General features: G+C 43.1%; 24 protein-coding genes. 4 read left to right on the top strand and 20 right to left on the bottom strand.

What is annotated here, in order from left to right:
* Nucleotides 1-75: 75 nt before the first annotated feature.
* From NR125_RS07560 to NR125_RS07575, 4 genes are all read right to left on the bottom strand, one after another.
* Nucleotides 76-504 (bottom strand): DUF2798 domain-containing protein, encoded by a 429-nt coding sequence (locus NR125_RS07560; protein ID WP_306219733.1) that lies wholly within the window; start codon nt 502-504, stop codon nt 76-78.
* A gap of 144 nt (nt 505-648) precedes the next feature.
* Nucleotides 649-789 (bottom strand): hypothetical protein, encoded by a 141-nt coding sequence (locus tag NR125_RS07565; RefSeq protein WP_019381106.1) that lies wholly within the window; start codon nt 787-789, stop codon nt 649-651.
* 248 nt (nt 790-1,037) lie between these two features.
* Nucleotides 1,038-1,205, bottom strand: coding sequence for a hypothetical protein (locus NR125_RS07570; RefSeq protein ID WP_009335485.1), 168 nt, complete (start codon nt 1,203-1,205; stop codon nt 1,038-1,040).
* 23 nt (nt 1,206-1,228) lie between these two features.
* The gene (locus tag NR125_RS07575; protein ID WP_256814918.1) at nt 1,229-1,681 is read right to left on the bottom strand and encodes a GNAT family N-acetyltransferase; all 453 of its coding nucleotides are present in this window, start codon (nt 1,679-1,681) and stop codon (nt 1,229-1,231) included.
* Between the two features lie 253 nt (nt 1,682-1,934).
* On the opposite strand from NR125_RS07575, the gene NR125_RS07580 reads away from it, so the two are divergent.
* Nucleotides 1,935-2,204, top strand: coding sequence for a hypothetical protein (locus NR125_RS07580; protein ID WP_009335487.1), 270 nt, complete (start codon nt 1,935-1,937; stop codon nt 2,202-2,204).
* A gap of 75 nt (nt 2,205-2,279) precedes the next feature.
* Here the strand turns inward: NR125_RS07580 and NR125_RS07585 are convergent, their stop codons facing one another.
* From NR125_RS07585 to NR125_RS07635, 11 genes are all read right to left on the bottom strand, one after another.
* On the bottom strand, nt 2,280-2,435 hold the full coding sequence (locus NR125_RS07585) for a DUF1540 domain-containing protein (RefSeq protein ID WP_009335488.1): 156 nt from the start codon (nt 2,433-2,435) through the stop codon (nt 2,280-2,282).
* Nucleotides 2,436-2,493: 58 nt separating this feature from the next.
* Complete coding sequence (locus NR125_RS07590; RefSeq protein ID WP_256814919.1) at nt 2,494-3,012, bottom strand: GNAT family N-acetyltransferase; 519 nt, start codon at nt 3,010-3,012, stop codon at nt 2,494-2,496.
* A 459-nt stretch (nt 3,013-3,471) separates the two neighbouring features.
* Nucleotides 3,472-4,665 (bottom strand): ABC transporter permease, encoded by a 1,194-nt coding sequence (locus NR125_RS07595; RefSeq protein ID WP_192908093.1) that lies wholly within the window; start codon nt 4,663-4,665, stop codon nt 3,472-3,474.
* Nucleotides 4,662-5,354 (bottom strand): ABC transporter ATP-binding protein, encoded by a 693-nt coding sequence (locus NR125_RS07600; protein ID WP_019381112.1) that lies wholly within the window; start codon nt 5,352-5,354, stop codon nt 4,662-4,664. The genes NR125_RS07595 and NR125_RS07600 overlap by 4 nt, the downstream gene beginning before the upstream one ends.
* Complete coding sequence (locus NR125_RS07605) at nt 5,351-6,469, bottom strand: efflux RND transporter periplasmic adaptor subunit (protein ID WP_192908092.1); 1,119 nt, start codon at nt 6,467-6,469, stop codon at nt 5,351-5,353. The genes NR125_RS07600 and NR125_RS07605 overlap by 4 nt, the downstream gene beginning before the upstream one ends.
* Nucleotides 6,470-7,135 (bottom strand): YknW family membrane protein, encoded by a 666-nt coding sequence (gene yknW / locus NR125_RS07610; protein WP_019381114.1) that lies wholly within the window; start codon nt 7,133-7,135, stop codon nt 6,470-6,472. It lies immediately after the preceding gene.
* Between the two features lie 125 nt (nt 7,136-7,260).
* On the bottom strand, nt 7,261-7,992 hold the full coding sequence (locus NR125_RS07615) for an ABC transporter permease (RefSeq protein WP_009335494.1): 732 nt from the start codon (nt 7,990-7,992) through the stop codon (nt 7,261-7,263).
* Nucleotides 7,993-8,703, bottom strand: a complete 711-nt coding sequence (locus NR125_RS07620; RefSeq protein WP_192908091.1) for an ABC transporter permease — start codon at nt 8,701-8,703, stop codon at nt 7,993-7,995. It abuts the gene before it with no gap.
* Nucleotides 8,700-9,611, bottom strand: coding sequence for an ABC transporter ATP-binding protein (locus NR125_RS07625; RefSeq protein WP_009335496.1), 912 nt, complete (start codon nt 9,609-9,611; stop codon nt 8,700-8,702). Before NR125_RS07625 ends, NR125_RS07620 begins: the two co-directional genes overlap by 4 nt.
* Nucleotides 9,612-9,944: 333 nt before the next feature.
* Nucleotides 9,945-11,306, bottom strand: a complete 1,362-nt coding sequence (locus NR125_RS07630; RefSeq protein ID WP_192908090.1) for a sensor histidine kinase — start codon at nt 11,304-11,306, stop codon at nt 9,945-9,947.
* A complete protein-coding gene (locus NR125_RS07635) occupies nt 11,303-11,971 on the bottom strand; it encodes a response regulator transcription factor (protein ID WP_192908089.1) in 669 nt (222 codons plus the stop codon). Before NR125_RS07635 ends, NR125_RS07630 begins: the two co-directional genes overlap by 4 nt.
* Before the next feature lie 234 nt (nt 11,972-12,205).
* Between NR125_RS07635 and NR125_RS07640 the strand changes: the two genes are divergently transcribed.
* On the top strand, nt 12,206-12,388 hold the full coding sequence (locus tag NR125_RS07640; protein ID WP_019381118.1) for a hypothetical protein: 183 nt from the start codon (nt 12,206-12,208) through the stop codon (nt 12,386-12,388).
* A gap of 86 nt (nt 12,389-12,474) precedes the next feature.
* Here NR125_RS07640 and NR125_RS07645 read toward each other — a convergent pair whose 3' ends face one another.
* The 5 genes from NR125_RS07645 to NR125_RS07665 all read right to left on the bottom strand — a co-directional run bounded on the left by NR125_RS07645 (nt 12,475) and on the right by NR125_RS07665 (nt 17,217).
* On the bottom strand, nt 12,475-13,581 hold the full coding sequence (locus NR125_RS07645; protein ID WP_192908088.1) for a serine hydrolase: 1,107 nt from the start codon (nt 13,579-13,581) through the stop codon (nt 12,475-12,477).
* 79 nt (nt 13,582-13,660) lie between these two features.
* Complete coding sequence (locus NR125_RS07650; RefSeq protein WP_256814927.1) at nt 13,661-15,115, bottom strand: PH domain-containing protein; 1,455 nt, start codon at nt 15,113-15,115, stop codon at nt 13,661-13,663.
* Nucleotides 15,112-15,606 carry a PH domain-containing protein gene (locus tag NR125_RS07655; RefSeq protein WP_192908086.1) on the bottom strand — a complete coding sequence of 165 codons (495 nt, stop codon included), beginning with the start codon at nt 15,604-15,606 and terminating at the stop codon, nt 15,112-15,114. The genes NR125_RS07650 and NR125_RS07655 overlap by 4 nt, the downstream gene beginning before the upstream one ends.
* 16 nt (nt 15,607-15,622) lie before the next feature.
* Nucleotides 15,623-16,528 (bottom strand): ABC transporter ATP-binding protein, encoded by a 906-nt coding sequence (locus NR125_RS07660; protein ID WP_034297459.1) that lies wholly within the window; start codon nt 16,526-16,528, stop codon nt 15,623-15,625.
* Nucleotides 16,528-17,217, bottom strand: a complete 690-nt coding sequence (locus NR125_RS07665; protein ID WP_071159671.1) for an ABC transporter permease — start codon at nt 17,215-17,217, stop codon at nt 16,528-16,530. Before NR125_RS07665 ends, NR125_RS07660 begins: the two co-directional genes overlap by 1 nt.
* A 151-nt stretch (nt 17,218-17,368) precedes the next feature.
* Between NR125_RS07665 and NR125_RS07670 the strand changes: the two genes are divergently transcribed.
* Both NR125_RS07670 and NR125_RS07675 read left to right on the top strand, forming a co-directional pair.
* Nucleotides 17,369-18,085 carry a response regulator transcription factor gene (locus NR125_RS07670; RefSeq protein WP_009335504.1) on the top strand — a complete coding sequence of 239 codons (717 nt, stop codon included), beginning with the start codon at nt 17,369-17,371 and terminating at the stop codon, nt 18,083-18,085.
* Nucleotides 18,072-19,790, top strand: a complete 1,719-nt coding sequence (locus NR125_RS07675; RefSeq protein WP_009335505.1) for a sensor histidine kinase — start codon at nt 18,072-18,074, stop codon at nt 19,788-19,790. Before NR125_RS07670 ends, NR125_RS07675 begins: the two co-directional genes overlap by 14 nt.
* The last annotated feature ends 420 nt before the right edge of the window (nt 19,791-20,210 follow it).

Here is a 20,210-nt window from a genome sequence, read left to right on the forward strand (position 1 = left end):
TGAGATATAAAATCCCAAGCGTTTTTTAACGATTTTATTTACAATCCCTGCCTGGCTGGTTTGTCTGGCATGGATTTATTTCATTGCAAGTCTTGCAATAGGCCGGGCAATCAATAGCTCAATCCAGAATGCAACACCGAAATTCCGTAACCAGCTGTGGAAAAAATTTCGAAACGGCTCCAGGCTTATTTGTTTCGAACCAACCCAGGTGCCTAGTATGGTTAAAAAAATAGAAAGAATGGTCACATTCAATGAAGTATTCAATAAAATCCGGGCATTAAATCCGTCCGTTTGCCCTGAAAATCTTTGCATAATTCTGCCAGCTAATGGTCCCGCCACTAACCTTACAAGCAAGACCACGATCACCCACATAAACGGAATAATCTTTAAGGTTTCCAAATAGTTTCTTTTCTGAAGCCGCGTTCCACTTCCACAATAATCGGTGCAATCGCGTTTACCGAAATGACAGAAATGATCAACAAAAATAATATGCCTTCTTTGCATTTTGAGGCAGCCTGTCCTCGTTATACATAATTCCCCTCCGAAAATAAAACTAAATTTCAGATGGCAGACGTATCTTTCGACATATATTTTTGGCCGATAAAAAACTTACCAATATCTCTACACACTGAGGATTTCTAATCTTTTTTATTTATTGTTCTCTTTTTGATCATGATAAGCAATAAGAATGACTTCTTCTCCCTTTTCCTCACTTAACTGCTTTTCCAGGTTATGCACCTGCTGCAGATCTCCGTCGGACAATTTGGCAAAATGATATTGTTTATCCATTTTCATCACCTTTTCGTATTAGGATACCTAAAGTTTGTGTTTTCCAAGCATTTTTATACACAAAAGTACCCGGTTTCAATCACTATTTAATCCCCAAAATGGCAATGGAAATGACAGCTAACACCAGGCTCAGCAGCAATGAAATGCCCCAATGCTTCTTTTCAGTCCTTAAATAAAACATTCATTACTGAACTGATTGCCAAAAAAATAAAGAAAACAAATAAAAAAATCATAAGTTCCATTATCTCTTAACCTGCCTTCTGCCCTGTTTTCGCAAGGAAATAAGAAGAGCTTCCCATTATCATCCCTCCGAAGATCCCCATGAAACTGCCGGCAGCTGCCCAATAGGCCGACAGAAAGATGCCGGACATTAGCAAAATCAGCCCTCCTATAAACAGGGCCATTCCCAATTTCATTCTGCTTCTTCCCTCCTCTTTCTCTAGCCTAAATCTTTCACAACCGCCATTTCCTTCCCAAAACGGTGGCCATGATCCGCAAACCCCAAACTTGCATAAAGCTTGTGTGCCCCAAGATTCTCAGGATGGTAGCCTACTGCAAATTTTTTCGCATTCGGCAGTTTCATCATCTCCGCTATCATCAGTTCAGTCGCTTTTTTGCCTATTCCCTTGCATTGGTGCGCCTTATCAACCATAATCCGATAAATCCAGTAAGCATCCAATTCCTCTATACATGCATTAAACATTAAGAAGCCGACAGCTTTATCCTCCAAGTAAATCACATACGGTTTCAGCGCTGTTTCAAATTTAGATTGCGCAATGGAAACAGCATTCGGCTCCATGTAGGCTTTTTGTTCCTCTGAAAGCTCCAATAAACAGCAATCATACCAATTGTCTGCTGTTACTTCTTCAATTCTCACTTTGCCGGTATTCATATAAATTTCCCCTTTTCACATTTTGGGGAAACGCGATTTTAATTAGGCGTTCTCCCCTTATTTTTATCCATGGTAACTAAAGTTTTATTTAGCATAATGAACGCCTCCTTTTACTAAATTGTCAGAAAAATAAACACCCACTCATTATACTATAATATTCCAGTAAATGCGCACTTGGGATTTCAGTTATTTTTTCTATGGAAAGGCCATATATAATATATTGATTCAGTAAAAAAAGGGAGGATGCGATAATATGCCCGCGAAGCAAATTCGTTTACGAAGAATTCAAAGCCTTGCTCACGACATTATGGTAGAAATGAATTCAAAGGAAGACCATAAGAAGAATGAATCATACAGAACCGTGATTGATGACCTATCACGTGCGATTGGGGAACTATCTGATCCATCGGGTGATTATTCATTGGATTATGTAGAAGAAAAAGTAGGCACTGCCCATTATAAAATCTTTAAGAACATGAAAAAACTGACGCCTCTTCGAAAAACAAAAGAATCAGCATGGTAAAATTTTTTTGAATGAAACTGATAATTATTATCAATAATAGATAAAAGAAGGTAACCAAATCGGTTACCCCTTGCCTTAAACTTCTGGTTCGAACGTTTTACAGTCTGTCTCTTTGCTGTTGGACGCCTGCTTGCCTTTATGGCTGACAACGTAAATAGCTTCTGCACCACACTTATTTCCCTTTTCCCAATAAGTACAGTTATTTACTTCACAAAGAACATCTTTAGCCATGTATATCACCTCCTGGACATTATTTTCTTCCAATCAGGATGGTGATATACTTGCTTGTTCAGTTATCTATGTTCCACTCTTCTTTCAAAATCGCATAATAATATTCATCCCACCACTCATCGCCATGAGGAATGCAATTTTTGAAGCAGCCTTCCCGCCTCATGCCAATTTTCTCCATCACCCGATAAGAAGCTGGATTCTCAGGCTGGCAGGTTGCAATAATCCGGTGAAGCCCAAGTTCTTCAAAGCCATATTTCAGCACGGCATATGCTGCTTCTGATGCATAGCCTTCATTATAAAACTTCGGATTGAACACCCAGCCAATTTCATATGTATGATCGCCAAAATATTTATGGAAAGCTAGATGGCCAATTAGAACATCTCCATTTTTTAAAAGAACGGGAAAATGCTCTGCTTTTTCGGTATTCTCGCAGATAAACTCTTTAGCAGCTTCTTCTGTAAAAAAACCTCCTGGAATGTATTTCATTACTTCAGGATTTGAAGTGTACTCATAGACTGCCTGCCAGTCTTCTGACTTGAACTTACGGATTAGTAGCCTCTCTGTTTTAAGCTCCATTTCATAACCCCTATTCAGCTGTTTTCATCCTAATGTATGTTCGATGATTTCAGCCAGATTTCCTTTAAAAATGCTGAACGCACATAATTTTTTTTATCCGCACAGATATAACGTCTATCCGCACATAAAAAATCTTATGCGCACATATTTCTCAGCTATCCGCACACAAATTGCCCGAGGCACCTTTATTTCGAAGAAAAGTGGTCCATTCCTACAAAATTCATCACGGAGACAGGACTTTTCTACCCTTTTCTGCAATTGGCGCAGGTTTTCCAAACAGATATCCCTAAAAAATCTGGTATCCCTTATCCTAGGAGCAGGTTCAAATGCGCCACATATCATATATCGCGCTAGCAAAGTGAATAAAAACATAACAAATATCATATTTAATTGAATCATTATGTTCACCTCAAACAAAAGACCACCCCCAGCCTCAGCCGAAGATAGCCTCTTTAATAATCACTCATACCGCAAAGATTCAATCGGACTCAGCCTCGAAGCTTTATTGGCCGGCAGCAGTCCAAAAATAATGCCGATCGCCATTGAGAAGAAAAGGGCTCCTGCGACGACCTGCCAGGAAATGAGCGATGGCCATCCGGCAAAGAAAGAAATCAGGGATGCCGAACCCCAGCCAAGCAGGATTCCCAGCACTCCTCCAATTAAAGTCAGCGTGACAGATTCGATTAGAAACTGTCCCATGATTTGCCCCCTGGTCGCTCCGAGTGCTTTACGGATGCCGATTTCCCTCGTTCTTTCCGTTACAGATACGAGCATGATATTCATGACGCCAATTCCGCCGACAAACAGCGAGATGCCGGCGATACTGCCGATGATTAAAGTCATGACCTTTGTAATCTGGCCGATCCCTTCTGCCATTTCTTCCATGTTGATGACCATATAAGATTCTTCTGTATTATGCATCTTGTTAAGTAAGTTGGCGGCCTTCTTTCCGGCCGTCTGAAGCTGATCAGCGGATTCTGCCTGAAGCGTCACTTGGGTATAGTCACTCTTTCCATAAATAGCCTGCCATGTTTTAGTAGGCACATAGATCTCCAGAGCACCGAATGAAAAAAGTCCTGTCGGCTTTTCCATGACGCCAATGATCTCAATCGGCTGGTTCCCAATCCGGATCACTTCGCCAACCGGCGACTTGCCATCAAAGAGCTCCTCCTGCATGGAATAGCTGACAAGCCCCACCCTGCGTCCGCCAAGGAAATCTGCAGCCGTAAAGGACCGCCCTTTCTCCATATCAACATTGTTCAGCTCAAAATAGGCTGGACTTACTCCTGTTGTCGATGTTTCTGCCTTCTTTTCCCCAAAAGAAGCCTGTGAAAACTGTGAGCTTGAAGCAACTACTCTCTTAATCTCCGGAATCTGCTCCAATGCATTGATATCTTCCCCATCAAAAGGAGCTTCATTAAATATGTTTGGGTTTGCCTGAATTTCCTCGTCAGAAGGCTGATAAAACAGCTCCACTGTATTGCCGGGACCTGTCAGCTGCGTCTTCAGCATCGCTTCTCCGCCCTGGCCGATTGCGACTACAATAATGACAGCCCCAACACCAATAATGATCCCAATCATCGTTAAAATCGATCTCATTTTATGCGCCTTCAATGAACTAAGCGCCATTTTGATATTTTCTACAAAACTCATGTAGGCGCCCCCCTGCGGGAAGGTTCTGCTGACACAATCAGCCCATCCCTCACCATAATCGTGTGATGGGCATACTCTGCAACCTCAGGTTCATGTGTAACCATTACAATCGTTGACCCTTCATGGTTCAGCTCACTGAACAGTTCCATAATGGAGGCGCTTGTTTTCGTATCAAGAGCACCTGTTGGTTCATCCGCCAATATGATTTTCGGTTCGTTCACAATCGCTCTGGCAATGGCAACCCGCTGCTTCTGCCCTCCTGATAGGGCATTTGGCAGATGCTCCATCCGATCAGCAAGACCCACTTTGACCAGCGCGGCTTCCGCCCTTTCCAATCGTTCCTTTTTGGCAAGGCCGCTATAAATCATTGGCAGCTCTACATTTTGAATAGCCGTCAGTCTCGGAAGCAGGTGAAACTGCTGAAACACAAACCCGATCGATTGATTTCTGACCTTTGCCAGCTCTGCTTCCGAGTAATGGGATATGTCCTCACCATCCAGTTCATATATTCCTTCTGTCGGCAAATCGAGGCATCCAATAATATTCATAAGCGTCGACTTTCCCGATCCGGATGGCCCCATAATCGCCACAGAATCACCTTGCTCAATGCTAAGATTAATCCCTTTTAAAACTTCAATTCTTTCTTTTCCCGCCTGATAAGACTTGATTATGCCAGTAAGATCAATCATTTCGCATCCACTTCCATGCCATCTTTCAGCTGATCTGATGGATTAGTAATAATCAAATCCTTCTCATTGAGGCCGCTTGTTATCTCGATTTTATTCCCGGAAGCGACACCTGTCTCCACTTCCTGTTTATAGCTTTTCTGATCCCTGACCACGAATACATATACGCTGCTGTCTCCAGTTATAACCGAGTTTGCCGGAACAGTCAGTGCCTTCTTCTTATCCGTTTCGATTTCCATTATGAGCTGAAAGCCTGATCTCAGGGACAATTCCTTCACTGTAACCTCCACCCGATACTGTGGCGCACTTTTTTCGGCAGGGTTCATTCCCTGATTCTCTTCTGGCATATCAGCTACTTCGCTGACTTCGCCTTTCCATTCCTTTTCAGGAATTGCATCGGAACGGAGAGTCACCTTTTGTCCCTCCTTCACCTTTAATGAATCGAATTCTGAAAGTAAGCCTGATGCGCCGAGTGCTTTTAAATCGCCAACATAAATGACAGGTTTTCCTGCCGTAGCCGGATCAGAGGTGGCTGCCTTGTTCACCTGAAGCACCACTCCATCTATTGTGCTTTTTACCTCTAATTCTCCAAGGCGTTTTTCAATATCTTTCTTCTGCAAAAGCACCTGGCTTAATTCCAGATTCGCCAATCGCTTTTCCAGTTTCAACTGATCCCTTTCAGGCTGTATCTGTTTATCTGCTTCCTTTTCACCAGCTTGTTTGCGCAGCTCTTTTTCCTTATCCCTCAGCTGGTCTTCCTCTTTTTCCAGCTGGTTGATTTTTATATAGCCTGATTCAGCCTGAAGCTTGACTTTTTCCAATTCAAGCTCCAATGCCTGGTCATCAAATTTGGCCAGCACCTCTCCTTTTTTAACAGAATCCCCTTCTTCCACCAGGAATTCCTTAATTTCGCCTTTTTCAGGAGATGCATATATTTTCTGCTCATTCACAAGCTTTGCCGTTCCCGGAATCATGATCTGCTCTTTAATTTCTTCCTGAACTGGATGGGAGGTTTTTACTTCCGGCCCTTTCGCAAACGCCTGCCTGTATACGCTAACGCCAGCCAGCAGCAAAAACACAGCCGTAACTCCGATTGCTATCCAAACTTTCTTTTTCATTTAGACACCAGTCATTCCTGAAAGGGTATTGCTGATTAAAGTGAAGACAATGCCGATGATGAAGAAGGCAATCGCAATGCCCCAAGCCCAGCCTTTTGATAATCCTCCAACCCGATGAAGGCCAATAGCCGTTACAACAGACTGCCAGATGCTGAATAACTCGATAGAACCCAGGACTCCTGGTTTCTCGCTGTTCATCAGTCCTGCTAAACTAGTAATAAATATTTCCGGATTTCCTCCGATAGCTGCTCTTAATGCCATATTGACCAAAAGGCCGATCCCGCCAATAACAAGAATATAAATATTCATGGAAAATATCTGTTTGAACGTTGCATCTGATCCAGCAATTTTAATGAAAATCATATAAATACCACCGGAAATGAGGGCAACCACTACAGGTGTGAAAATTCCTGTTATCGCCACACCCACCCTCGAAAACATCATTACCATCTCTGCCTCGGCCTCACTCATGCCCTCAAGCCCAAGGTAAGAAGCATCCATCGACACGGCCATCAAAAACATTCCTGCAGCATATAGAATACTGACCAAAATCAGCGGCACCCAAATCTTCGGGTTCTGGCGGATGCGGTCAAACTGCTCCCCAGGACTCCAAATCATCCCAAGCATACTTGGTTTTGCACTGCTTGTTTTTACTTCTTGTTCCATTAAGAACACTCCTATTCTATTTAAAATGATTCCACTATAGCTTTACGGAATAAAATAGAAAAAGTTTCAAACGGATACATTTTTACCCATATAAATACCAGGAGATCTCTCCCCTGGTATCCTGTCTACACAGCCTTCCGCTGAAAATAAAAATAGCCGCCCAGATAAAACAATAAAAAGAATCCGCCGATTACAGTCAAAAGCTGTTCCCATGGTATAAAGAAAATATCACCCGTACCTGCCGCAGGATACATCATTGCAAATGGCTGTGCCCATGGATAATAGGGACCCACTTTCTCGGAATTCATCGCCAGAATGGATGGCAGCGTAAAAACGACGTTGACCGCAAAAGGTGCCGCAAAGCTTTTGAACCAGACGGACATCCACAGCTGCAGAGCGACTAAGGGGAAAGTCGCCACCCAGCCTCCCAATATGCTTTTCCAGATAATCGCTGCCGGAAACGGATCGGGCACACCTTTATACAATCCTGCTCCAAAAATGGCAGCTAAATAAAATAACTGGATAAGCAAAACCAATAGCAGGATTAGCGCATACTTAGCTGCAAACACTTTTCCCCTTGTGACAGGCAGCGCCAAAAGCTGCTTCCAGCCTCCGGCCTGATGCTCATACCGGCAGACAAGGCTTGCCAGAACCCCTGTAACTAACGGCAAAAAGAGGATCGAATAAGGCAAATTCATATAAATCAAAAGCATGTACCATTCATTCATCACTCCCGCCGTTTCAGCTGTATTTGCCCCAATCCCGGCACCAAGCCCAATCAGCGGCCCCACTAAAAGAATGCCGAAGATCTTTGATTTTCGCAGTTTAAACCACTCCGACTTCAAAATAGACAGCATCTATTTCACATCCCTTCTCGCAAAATCAATCATGCCGGCTGTGTATAATAAAACGCCGGCTCCAATTCCAAGCAGGACGTTGATGAGCGGTTCATTCCACTCATTCAGCAGCAGCGGCCATTTCCAAATCAGCCAATCCGGCAAAGTAAAACCAGCATATGTCAGAATCACACCCAAAATCCCCATAGTTATGGGCACCCCCTGGTTTACACTCACAGTCGCTGCCCAAAGCTGCAGCGCCAAAACAGGTAATGCCGCAAAAAAAGGGTAAAAGCTATATTTCAGCAGACCGGAATACGGAATCTCCCCGCCCAAATCCAGAAACAATCCAAAAGCGATTGTAAACAGCATCAAAAGCACAGAAGAAACCAGGAGCAGAACCATTAGCACCGTGAACTTCGATAAATACACGCTCATCTTTGAAACTGGCAATGCAATCAGCTGTTTCCAGGCGTTCGTTTCATTTTCAATGCTCGACATAAAAGAGGTCAGGATTACAATGCCCAGTACAATCGCAAGCGGTGTAAACGAATGGATATTGTCCAAATAATATCCCCACCGGTCATCATTCTGCCCGAACAAATAATCCTTGCGCACCCCGTAATTGACCATCTGCATGGCTACTACCCCAACTGGACCCAGTACGGTCAGGAACCAGATTCCTTTCCGCTTAATCTTCATAAATTCAGCTGCCAGCAATTTTCCCATCATCCGGCCTGCTCCTCCCTCGTCATCTGAAGGAAAATGTCTTCCAATGATCGCTTTTCTTCTTCAACCCGGTAAACGGAAAATCCATCTGCTACAAGTCCGCGAACAGCCTCAGCCACTTGCTCATCCGATTGCTGCGGCAGCGAAATGATACCACTATCCAAACCAGCCTTCATTCCTCTTCCCAACAGGGAGCGCCAGGCTTTGTCGCTCTCGCTGACCTTTATTAAAACGGATTGCTTTGCATACATGCGCATCGCTTCAATTGAATCCTGAAAAATCATCTTCCCTTTCGTGACAATACCTACTGTTGTTGCCATCTGATCAATCTCTGAAAGTAAGTGACTGGAGATTAACACGGTCATCCCGCATTCAGATGGCAGGCTTTTTATCAGATTACGGATTTCAATAATCCCCGAAGGATCTAAACCGTTTGTCGGCTCATCCAGAATCAGCAATTCCGGGTTATTCAGCAGCGAAGCAGCGATTCCAAGCCGCTGCTTCATGCCGAGTGAGAAGCCCTTTACTTTCTTATCACCGGCATCTGTTAGCCGGACAATCTCCAGCACCTCAGCGATTCTCTGTTTCGGCACACCAAGTATTTTTCTCATTGCTTCCAGATTTTCTTTTGCCGTTAAATGCGGGTAATATGACGGTGATTCTACAAGCGAGCCTACCCGTCCTAATATATTTAGTCTTTCTTTCTTTAAATCTTTTTGAAAAATTTCAATTCTGCCGGAATCAGGCTTCATCAGCCCCAAAAGCATCCGGATCGTTGTCGTTTTCCCCGCACCATTCGGACCCAGAAATCCGTAGATTTCCCCTTTGGGTATTTTCATTTCCAGACCTGACACAGCTTTCTCCTGACCAAAATGCTTTGATAAATTTTCCGTTCTTACGATATACTCCATTCCCTCTCACCTCACTTTCCATCTTAGCCAGTCAAGGTTAAAACAAAGGTAGTGGGAAGTTTAAAATTTGTTTAAAGTTTAAAATGACACTTTTTTCCTCCTCAATCGTCTAATACAGTAAGCACCTTGGGGAGAAGATAACCTTATGACGTTTAAAAGGCTTTTTAACATTGGCTACGCTGTGTTCCTGCCTGCCTGCTTACTCGTATATTTCTTTATTCCACACATTTATGCCTGGATTATCCTCGTTATTCTGGCAGTTTTCTTTGGCATTTACCAATTGATCACATTATGGAATCTAAAACAAAAAGGGAGCTCCTGATAAGGCAGCTCCTAATGTTTTCTTAAGATTTTTATGCTTGTGCCCTCGTCACCGGAATCGATATCCCACTCCAGTTTCATGCCCTTCACCATCATATCAACGATGGATAACCCAATTCCGGCCCCTTTTTCATTGGAGCTGTTTTTAAGCCCCTTCCCATGATCGATAAAAATAATCTCATCATACTCATCGGTGGATTCAGTCGCCACTTCAAGGTAAAGCCCATCCTTCGCATGCCGCAGCACATTTTGCAGGATGTTATCAAAAATACGGCTCAGCCACACCGGGTCTGCCTGCCATTTCTCTTGAAATGGCTCTAACTCGATGATCACTTCAAAACTTTCTTTCTCAAAAACTGGATACCATGATGCCATACTTTCACGAACAAACCGGACAGCATCCAGCTCGGTCAGCTCCTGCTTATGCTTGCTCGCCATCAAAAGCGTGTAGCTCATTAGGTTCTCAATCAATCTATCAATATTAACAATCGAGGTTTCCAGCGCTTTGACCGCCTGTTTTCCTTCTGGAGACAGCTTCTCCTTTGCAATCGAGTATGTTTGTGCATTGATTTTCGTCAAAGGCGTCCGCAGGTCATGGGACAGATTGGCGATCAGCTCCCTCCGCAGCTGTTCTTCCTCCTGCTCGCGCTGCTTGCTTTCCTTGAGCTCTAAGATCATCTCATTAAAGGTCTGTTCCAGCTGGCCGATTTCATCATTCTTTTGCACATCAATGCCAATCGGGAGATTATCCATATCCCGTCTTTCCATCGCCTCCTGGAGATGAAGCAGTCTTTTGCGGATCCCACGGAAAAATAAAAAGGAGACGATGATAAACAGGGTAATGATCAAAAGCAGACCGGCTCCTAAGAGAAGTCCATATTTCTCTGTTACCTCCACTATCGGTGGAAGAAATAAATTCCTCGGTATTTCAAGAACGATAAAACCGTTCTTTTCATCCCCGCCAATAAAACTTATAACTGTAAACGGGTCTCCGCCATACCGTTCTTTAATAAACTTCGCTGTAAAGGCAGGAGTCCAATTAGCAGGCAGATCCCCCTTCACATCCAGCTGTTCCATCAGGTTTCCATGTTCATCTACCCAAAACATCGAAGCATCAGGATATTTCTTTTTCCATTTGGAGAAATGACTAAGAATGGCTTCCTGTGATGCCCTCTCCAGTTTTTTTGCATCCGCATGCCATTTTTCTTCAATATGATTGGGATCGGATTCATTCTTGCTTTTTTCTCCTGAGATGTCCTCTTGGAGACCCATAGCCAGCATAGCAATGAGTAAGTAAGCTGCCTGAAACAGAAATAAGGCAACCAGAATAATCGTCATATACTTCGCCTGCAGCGATTGGAAAAACCTTTTCATATCTTCACCCTGTAGCCGATTCCGCGGATAGTCTCAATAATCTCAGGACGGGAAGGGTTCTTCTCGAGTTTTTCACGAAGATAGCGAATATGAACCATCAGGGTTTTGTCGCCCTCCATATATTGTTCTCCCCAAACGCCTTCATAAAGCTGCTCTTTTGTCAGTATCTGATTCAGATGGCGAATGAAGTGCTGAAACAGCTGATACTGCTTGCCTGTCAATTGAATTTCATTGTCTGTATCCCGATTGATAATCCGCAAATCCTTTGTATGTACCTGTAAGTGGTGAAGCTCCAGCACCTGATCATTCTTTTGAAATCGCCTTAACAGCACTTCAATCCTCGCAGCAAGCTCATCCGGCTGGAAAGGCTTTGTCAGATAATCATCAGCAAAGCTCAGGCCCTCCAGCTTATCCTCCACCGCCGTCCTTGCCGATAGCATAAGTACTGGCATGTCATTCTTTACTTTCTTAATCCGCTTCCCGATCGAAAACCCGTCAAGCCCCGGAAGCATCACATCCAAAATGGCAATATCGGCATCAGAAAGATAATTTTCCATACCTTCTCCAGACTGCAGCCAGATCACCTCATAGCCTCTTTCCTCTAAATCATTTTTCAGCCAGCTGCCAATATCGCTTTCGTCTTCTATGTATAAAATTCGAACCATACTCTCCACCCTTTAATTTATCTTTTACTAATTCTGCTTTTGAACATCATCTTATAAGTTCCCGAATCTAACAAATACTTCCTGCTATTCTACGATACTTACTATTGATAGGATTCATTTTTCCCGCCATGATTACTTCTTAATAAACAGGGTACATACTAACTAAGCTTTTCAATACCTTATTGCCTGCCACTAAGAATTCTTCCAGAAAGAGTTTTAGCGGGAGGTGATGAAGTGAGAAAAGTTTACCGAATTGAGGAATTGCTCGCTTATTTAGCATCTATTGGCTATCCTCTCACAGAGGAGAAAATCCATCATCTGATTCAGAATAAAGACATCCCGCATCTCAGACCTTACGGCAATTTGTATGTCTTCAACCTGGATCACATCGACTGGTGGGTCAGCCAGAGGAGATAAAGCATTACCTAGCCCCGCTTTTTAGCGGGGCTTTTACTCTGTAAAAAAACATTCGCCATTATCAGCGAATGCTTTTTTCTAAGCTCTTAATTCAGCTTCTCCTTTACATAGTTCCGGAATTCGCTGTTTGTCAGAAATTGAAGCTGAAAACTGTTCATATTCCTTGAAAGCTCCTTAAACTCCGTATTGCTCAGATCATTTGCAAGGAAAGCCATTTCTGTACGATTGCCCTCTTTATCGGTTGCATACATGCTGATGGTAAAAACAAAGGCTGTTGATCCTCCCTTTTGCCCTGCATGCTGAAGCCACTCCCGATTGCGGGGATTTTTCAGCAGCTGCTCCATAACTGGGTCCAGATAAGAATGGACTTTCTTGGAAAAATAACTTTTACTGTTTAATAGACTCATAAGCTCTGCATAATCACCAGCAGAAGCACGCGGAAGCCTGTCGGACCATACTCTTTGAAAATCCATATCGAGAATCCTTAATATTTCCTTCTTACCCTTTTCGAGTGGCGGATGGCTTTCCCATTTCTGATGGATGTCTATAGCTCTGCTTCGATACTCCTCAAGACTCATGCCCTTCAATTCCTTAAGCGCCTCTTCTTTTGTGAATCCCTTTTCCTCCATCAGCTCCATTGGGATAAAAAGGGCACTGACAATCGGATACATCTTTTCATGACTGGCAAGCTTCAAATCATCAGCAAGTCTATTCACCTTTTCAATTCCCAGGACATTCAGCAGGTAATCGGTGTTTGCATTCGAACTGTAAGCGATCATCCCATTTACTACTTCGCTTAGAGGAACATTCTCCTCCTCTTCTGAAAGACCATTAATCCACGCCTGGTGGGCTCCGCCATCTGTATTAGGAACATAGTACGTTTCCAAAGTCTTTAAATCGACTTTTTCCTGGGGGTCAATTTCTCCCTCCGCCGCCTGACGCGCATATTCAATTGCCACCATAATTTTAACCGTGCTGGCCAAAGGAAGCGGTACATCCTCATTGATTTTAACCCACTCTTCATCATTATGCCGAATAACCAAGGCCATATTGTCTGTATGTCTGTGTTCCTGCACATACCCGATGACTGACTCAGGATCACCGCTGCTTTTCCCCTTTAGATACATGAATAAGGCCAAAGCTGATGCTGCCAGAATAAGAACTATTCCAGTGATTATCCACATCATCTTCAAAAAGAAAACCTCCATAATTATGTTGTACTAATTAAATACGAAAGGTAACCATGGAGGTTTCATTTCATGGTAAAAAATTCTATTTAATTTGAACTTCCTCCCTGCGGCTCTTATACCAGGAATAGAAAGATGAAGCCACATCGGCTGGCACATTCTCCACACTGGCATGCTGAACAGGCTTACCTCGGTTCACTGTCTGTATGGAGGCAAGCCCAAACAGCTTTTGCCATCGTGTTGCTGTTACTTCTGCCTCAATAACCTTGCTTCTTTTCGAGATAAATAACCTCGTGCCAACAATGCCGGTTTTGAATTGAATAAAAGGGCCATTGATCAAATAACGGGCATTTGTATACCCAGCGATTCGTACAAAGACAATTAAGAAAAAGAGCAGGATAGAACCTGCCAGCCAGGTTTCTTCAATACCCAGAAATTCAGGCTTGAAATAAACCAGGGCAGCTGTTGATAAAATCCATAACAAGCTTGGCTTTAATAAGCTTACCCATAGGGCATTTTTCGGAAGCGGATGCATCTTCTGTAAAATTTCATAAGCCGGCAATATCTCCTCCGCTATCTTGCAGGCCCGATCAACTGGCAGAAAAGGAAATAGCGAATTTACGCCTTCCTTTTCATCTCCTTCCGCAACATCACCTGCAGTCACCAATTTCACTTCAGCTACCCCGGTCAAACGTTTCATCATATTCTGCTTGATCTCTATTGCCTGGACTCGATCTTTTGAAATAGAAAAGGAGGTCTCTTCTAAGAATCCCTTGCGGATATAAATGCGGGTTTCGTCAGAGAATATTTCATATTTCCCATACTTGATATAGGTCCGCAAGAAACCTGCCAGTACTGATATAATCAGAAAAAAGATGATTGCAGCAGCCTGCACCTGCCAGGAGTCAAGGAACCCCTTCAAAAAGCCCATTCCTCTTTCTTCCAGATCAATAAAGTCAGATACTTTTGTATAAATAGAAGCTATTAAAGACAGCAGTACAAAAAAGCTTAGCGATGTAAAGGCCGCTTTTACAAGATCTTTCTTTCCGGGAGAAAAATGCAGTGTTTTTACACTCTCTTCCGGCATTTCCGCTTCCGTTTTCGCTGAAACCATCTCTTCCAGCCAGTTCGCTTCTTTTAAGGAAATTACCTTAAACTCCACCGCAGACTCACTTCCATCCATTCCTGTTTCAAAGGTAAGGGATGTGAATCCAAATAGCCGGTGAAGCAGAGACGTATGTCTCTGGATATTTTGGACTTTAGTAAATGGTACAGTTCTCTTGGAGCGGACAAAGATTCCCTTGGATAAATGGATATAAGCATCGTCCACTTCATACTTATTTGATAGCCAATCTATGAGAACATACAAAGCAGCCAAGGCAATAAAAGGAAGGAAAAGCTTCCGTCCCCATACAATCAGAAAGGATTGGGAGCCGGCTTTCATCACAAATAAAAAGAGGGCAATAAAGGCTGAATTTCTTAGTAATTGAATGAGTCCAAACAATATAAGAAGCGGATGATATCTTCTAGCTTGCTTCATTCGTCCTCTTCCTTTACTTTGGCAAGTTTGGCTATCTTATTTCTTAATGAGACAGCCTCCTCTTTTGGCAATGCCGGTATTACATGAGAGGACCCCATCGTCCCCATGCTTACAGAATATAGGCCGTATTTCCTCATAAGGGGACCTTGCACAGTTTCAACCGATTGTATTTTCGTCATGGGAATCAGCAGATGCTTTTCCTGCCACACCCCTGACTTCAGCTGGACATATTCTTCATCCACATCGTAACGCCAGCTTTTGTACCGAATGTATGGTGATATGAAAGACCAAATTGCCGCTGGTATCGATATAGCCAATAAAATGATCAGGATCCACCCGATCCATTCTTTCCAAGAAAATCGATCATCCAGATAAAACAACAAACCGAGAACCGCAAATCCGATGATATTTTGGATCGCCTCACTGATGATCCATACCAGGATGGCGTTCTGTGATACCCTGTTTTGAGGTTCCTTTATATTTACTTGCATATAAATCTCCCATCTATTATTCATTTAAAAAGATTTCTTCGAGCGATGGCTCTTCAACTTCCACCCGCAGAACATCCGCCTTGCATTGTGTGAAAGCCCTTATTATTTCAGCAATCTTATTCTCATCGCTGATTGTGATCACTGTATAAGCATCCCCGTGTTCAAGCAGGCTGCCAGCTGACTCAAGCCATTGCTTCAGCTTAGCTTGTTCCTGCTTTGGCACGGTGGAATGTTTTATTTTGACTGTTATGGTTGACCGGTAAAAGGCCCGCAGCTCTTCCATTGTTCCAATCTTATCAATGACTCCATCCCGCATAATGGCAATCCTTGAGCAAATCTTCTCCACTTCATCCAGATTATGCGAAGTCATAAAAACCGTCTTCCCCTGTTTTTGAAGTTCTTTAATGAGACGGTGAATGAGAATAACAGATTCCGCATCCATGCCTGATGTAGGCTCGTCAAGAAATATCAGTTCCGGATCATGAATAATAGCCTGAGCAATCCCCAGTTTCTTTTTCATGCCAAAGGAGAGCTTGCCTGCTTTCTTATTGGCATGTAATAAAAGATCAACACTTCTCAGAACCTCCAGACATTTCTCTTTTGAAGCCCTGGCGCCCGATAGCTCTGAGAAAAAGCGCAAATGATCCAGAGCGGTCCATGACCCATAGAGAGATGAATAATCCGGCATAACCCCCACTCTTTTCATCACCTTGCTATCAGGACCCTCAACCCCAAGAAGTGAGTATGTTCCGCTGCTGGAGGAAATGATGCCTGTCAGCATATTAATAAAGGTGGATTTACCTGCACCGTTACGTCCGAGAAACCCAAATATCTCGCCTTTCCTTACGGTTAAATCCATTCCCATGACCACCTGATGGGCACCATAGGCTTTTGAAAGCTGTTTCGCTTCGATGGCATTCATCAGCATTCCCTCCTTCTAAAAACAGTATTTGCAGCCAGCAGCATAATACCTGCCAATCCCAGTATGACTAAAAAAGTAAAATCGTCCCGCTCCAAATAGTAAAAAGGAATAAAGTATTTCATCCAGTTTACCCAGCCATTTGGAGACAAAGCTGCCCAAAATCCAAAAGCAGGAAGCACCAGCCCCAGAATATTGCCTAAAAACATGGTATATCCAGGTCTGGGGATAAGCACGGATAATAGGACAGCTAAAGCTGTCTGGTAAGTCACCAGACTCATCGTCTGAGAAAAAATAAACAGATCAAACTTCTTGGAATAGATACTGATCAGCAAAAAAGACACCACAATGCAGAACAGCCAGAATAACCATATTCCAAGGAATTTACCGAATAATATAGTAGAGCGTGATGCCCTTGTCACCAGAAACCTCATTGTACGCTCATGGATTTCTCTGTTTATTGTGTCGTGGGACAAACCGAAAACAAATAATTGTCCAAGCAGCAAAATGACACTTAAAAGACCGATCGTGTGGATATCCTCAGCCTCACCTGCCGTCAGTTCCACCCCAGATGATAGTACACTGGAAAACTTCGCTGCATAATACGATACTGCAAATAATATGGCAATCATAATAATGGATTTAATTCCTTTAAAAAGACTTATAAACTCTCTCTTGCACATCACAAACATTTTCCATGCTCCCTTCAGCGTGATTCTGAGTAAAGTATATACCGTCAATCTTAACCACTCTGAAATACTACCTTAATTTTTCCTTAATTCCTATATTTTTGGAAATGGAGTGATATGATAGGTTTGAACAAACTAGATTAGGAGAATAACCATGCAAGATTCAAGATTACTGCTTGTTGATGACGAACAAGCCATTTTGCACATGCTATGCACGATTTTGCAGCGTGAACAATTCAGAAATATCGATACAGCCTCTACTGCTGCACAAGCATTAGAGCGCTGCAGGTCCTATACCTATGATCTTATTCTATTGGATGTGATGCTCCCTGATCGCAGCGGTTTTGATATTTGCCCTTTAATAAGGGAAACGACTGATGCTCCCATCTTCTTTCTTACTGCACGATCCACCGACCTTGATAAACTTTCAGGATTTGCCTTAGGAGCAGATGATTATATTACCAAGCCCTTTAATCCGCTTGAAGTGGCTGCGCGAATTAAAGCACACTTGCGCCGACATAAAGGAAGTCAGCCTGTTCCCGTACAGACAATCTATGATTTTGGCAGAATTAAGATCAATACTTCAGCAGGGGAAGTTACTGTTTCTGGAAAAAGGATAGACCTGCCAGCGCAAGTCTACCAGCTTCTCCTATTCTTAAGCAAACATCCCAATCAGCTTTTCAGCAAAAGCCAGCTATATGAGCATGTATGGGGAGAAGAAGGATTCGGTGAGGATAACACGGTCATGGTGCACATCCGAAAGCTCCGGGAGAAAATTGAAAGCAATCCAAGCAGCCCCTGCCACATTATTACAGTAAGGGGACTTGGCTATAAATTTGTTCCGGAAGGCAGTATTCATGAACATCCATAGACGATTCATCTTTCAATTTTTTGTCCAATTAATTACCGTTTTTGTGCTCTTTTTTATCATTCTGATTTCTTTTTGGGCTTTTCTTGGTTTTTCAATGATGGATTTCGAATCCAAACAGGATCTCTCCAAAGCTGAAGATTATTTTGTATCTGACCATGTTAGCTTTAAAGACGGGAAGGCCTTTTTTAAAGAGGAATTGAAAAGCCTGGCAAAGGAACAGAATGGATGGCTCCTTGCCATTAATGAAACCGGGGATGTTCTGGGCACTTTCAATATGCCGGATAAAGCTCCTAAAAAGTTAAAGAAAAGTGAAATCGCCGCCATTACTTATGGGGAAAGCAGTGAAGCCCATTATACATATTGGAAGATCGGCACTAAACCGCATTTTGTCCTTTTTGGAAAAGCCAAGGCTGAGACTAAACTTCTGAATCAAATATCCCGGCGTGTGGATTGGAAACAACAGAAGCTGAACCTTTCTGAAAACGCAGAGGACGAAATATCCAGGAGAAATGCCTGGGTCCAGCTTATTGCTCCTGAAGGCAATGTAGTGGATGAGTATGGAGCCAAAAATCAGCCGAACAAATACTCAGTCAGAAAGCTATTCGCAGAGCAGGATACGGAAGGCAGCACACCAGCAGTATACTTTGACCAAAACACAGAAAGTGCCATCCTGTTAGGGATTCCTGCTGACAATAAGGCATCCACTCTGGAAAAAAGTTTATTTGAAAGCCTAAATAGAAGTCTCATTATCATTTTTGTCATGGCATTTCTGCTGCTTCTGGGCGGAACTCTCTGGTATGCACGCAAATTCGGTGTACCTCTGCTGACATTAATGAAATGGATTCAAAACCTGGGGAGCGGGCTGTATCAGGAGCCGGCAGATGTCCATGGCAATCCGGTAACACTCAGCAGAAAAGGAAAATTGAAAAGAAAGTTCCGTATTTATAAAGAATTGATTACAACCTTAACACAGCTTACCGAAACTCTTCAGCAAAATGAGAAGCAGCAGCGGATGATGGCCAATACTAGAGAAGAATGGATCAGCGGTCTTTCCCATGATTTAAAAACTCCGCTATCCTCTATTTCCGGATATGCTCAAATGCTTGCCTCCAATGATTACACATGGTCCGAAAAGGAAACAAAGGAGTTCGCCCTCATTATGGCTGAAAAATCGGATTACATGATGGACCTGCTGGAGGACTTAACTTTAACTTACCGTCTCAAGAACAATGCTCTCCCAATTGCCAAAATGCGGACCGACTTAAACGAATTCATTCGCCGAATCATCATTCATTACATTAATGATCCAGTCTATCAGGACAGAACATTCCATTTCACTCCGCACCCTGAATCCATTACGGCTTCCATTGACCCCAAATGGTTTCAGCGGATTTTGGATAATATCATAGCCAACGCGATTAAATATAACCCGCCAGGCACAGCCATTTCCGTTAGCCTCTCTTCCATAGAAGAACATCTGATTGTCATTAACATTAAGGATGATGGCATCGGCATGGACAGCGTCACACTCGGAAAGCTCTTCAGCCGCTACTATAGAGGAACCCATACAGGAGAAACAGGAAGCGGATCGGGACTGGGCATGGCCATCACCAAACAGCTTGTCCACCTCCATGGAGGTACCATCAATGTTCAAAGCGAGCCGCAAAACGGCACCCTCATCCGGATTATGCTGCCAGTCAATTAACATAAGAAAAGCGGAAGCTCCTTGCCCATGAAGGAACGCAGACTAAGATCGGCACGTCCTTCCAAAAGCTTCCGCTTTCGGTCGTGCTATGTTTATGCTTTCGAAGCCTTTCCTGTCCTGCGGGCCTCAGGCATAAGACGGTCCTGCAGGAAGGCGTTCTCCCTTTTGAAAGGAAACGGCTTCTTACCCCGAGTCCCTAGGAGCCGCAACAAATTCATGCTTGTGACCTCGAGGGGGCAGGCACTGGAGCTAGACTGTTATCGATGTTCAAAATTATATAAAAAGAATGCCAAAGTGCACTCTTTTTTCTTTCTAATTCAATTCAATCAAACGTTTGATTGAACTAGATAATGTCTCATTTTAGTCCCAGGCTAATACTAATAAAAATCCCAGCGCAAGGCATAGCCTCATAAAAAGAAT

Origin of the sequence: Cytobacillus sp. Bac17 (assembly GCF_024519925.1) — a bacterium.
Lineage (GTDB): Bacteria > Bacillota > Bacilli > Bacillales > Cytobacillaceae > Cytobacillus > Cytobacillus pseudoceanisediminis.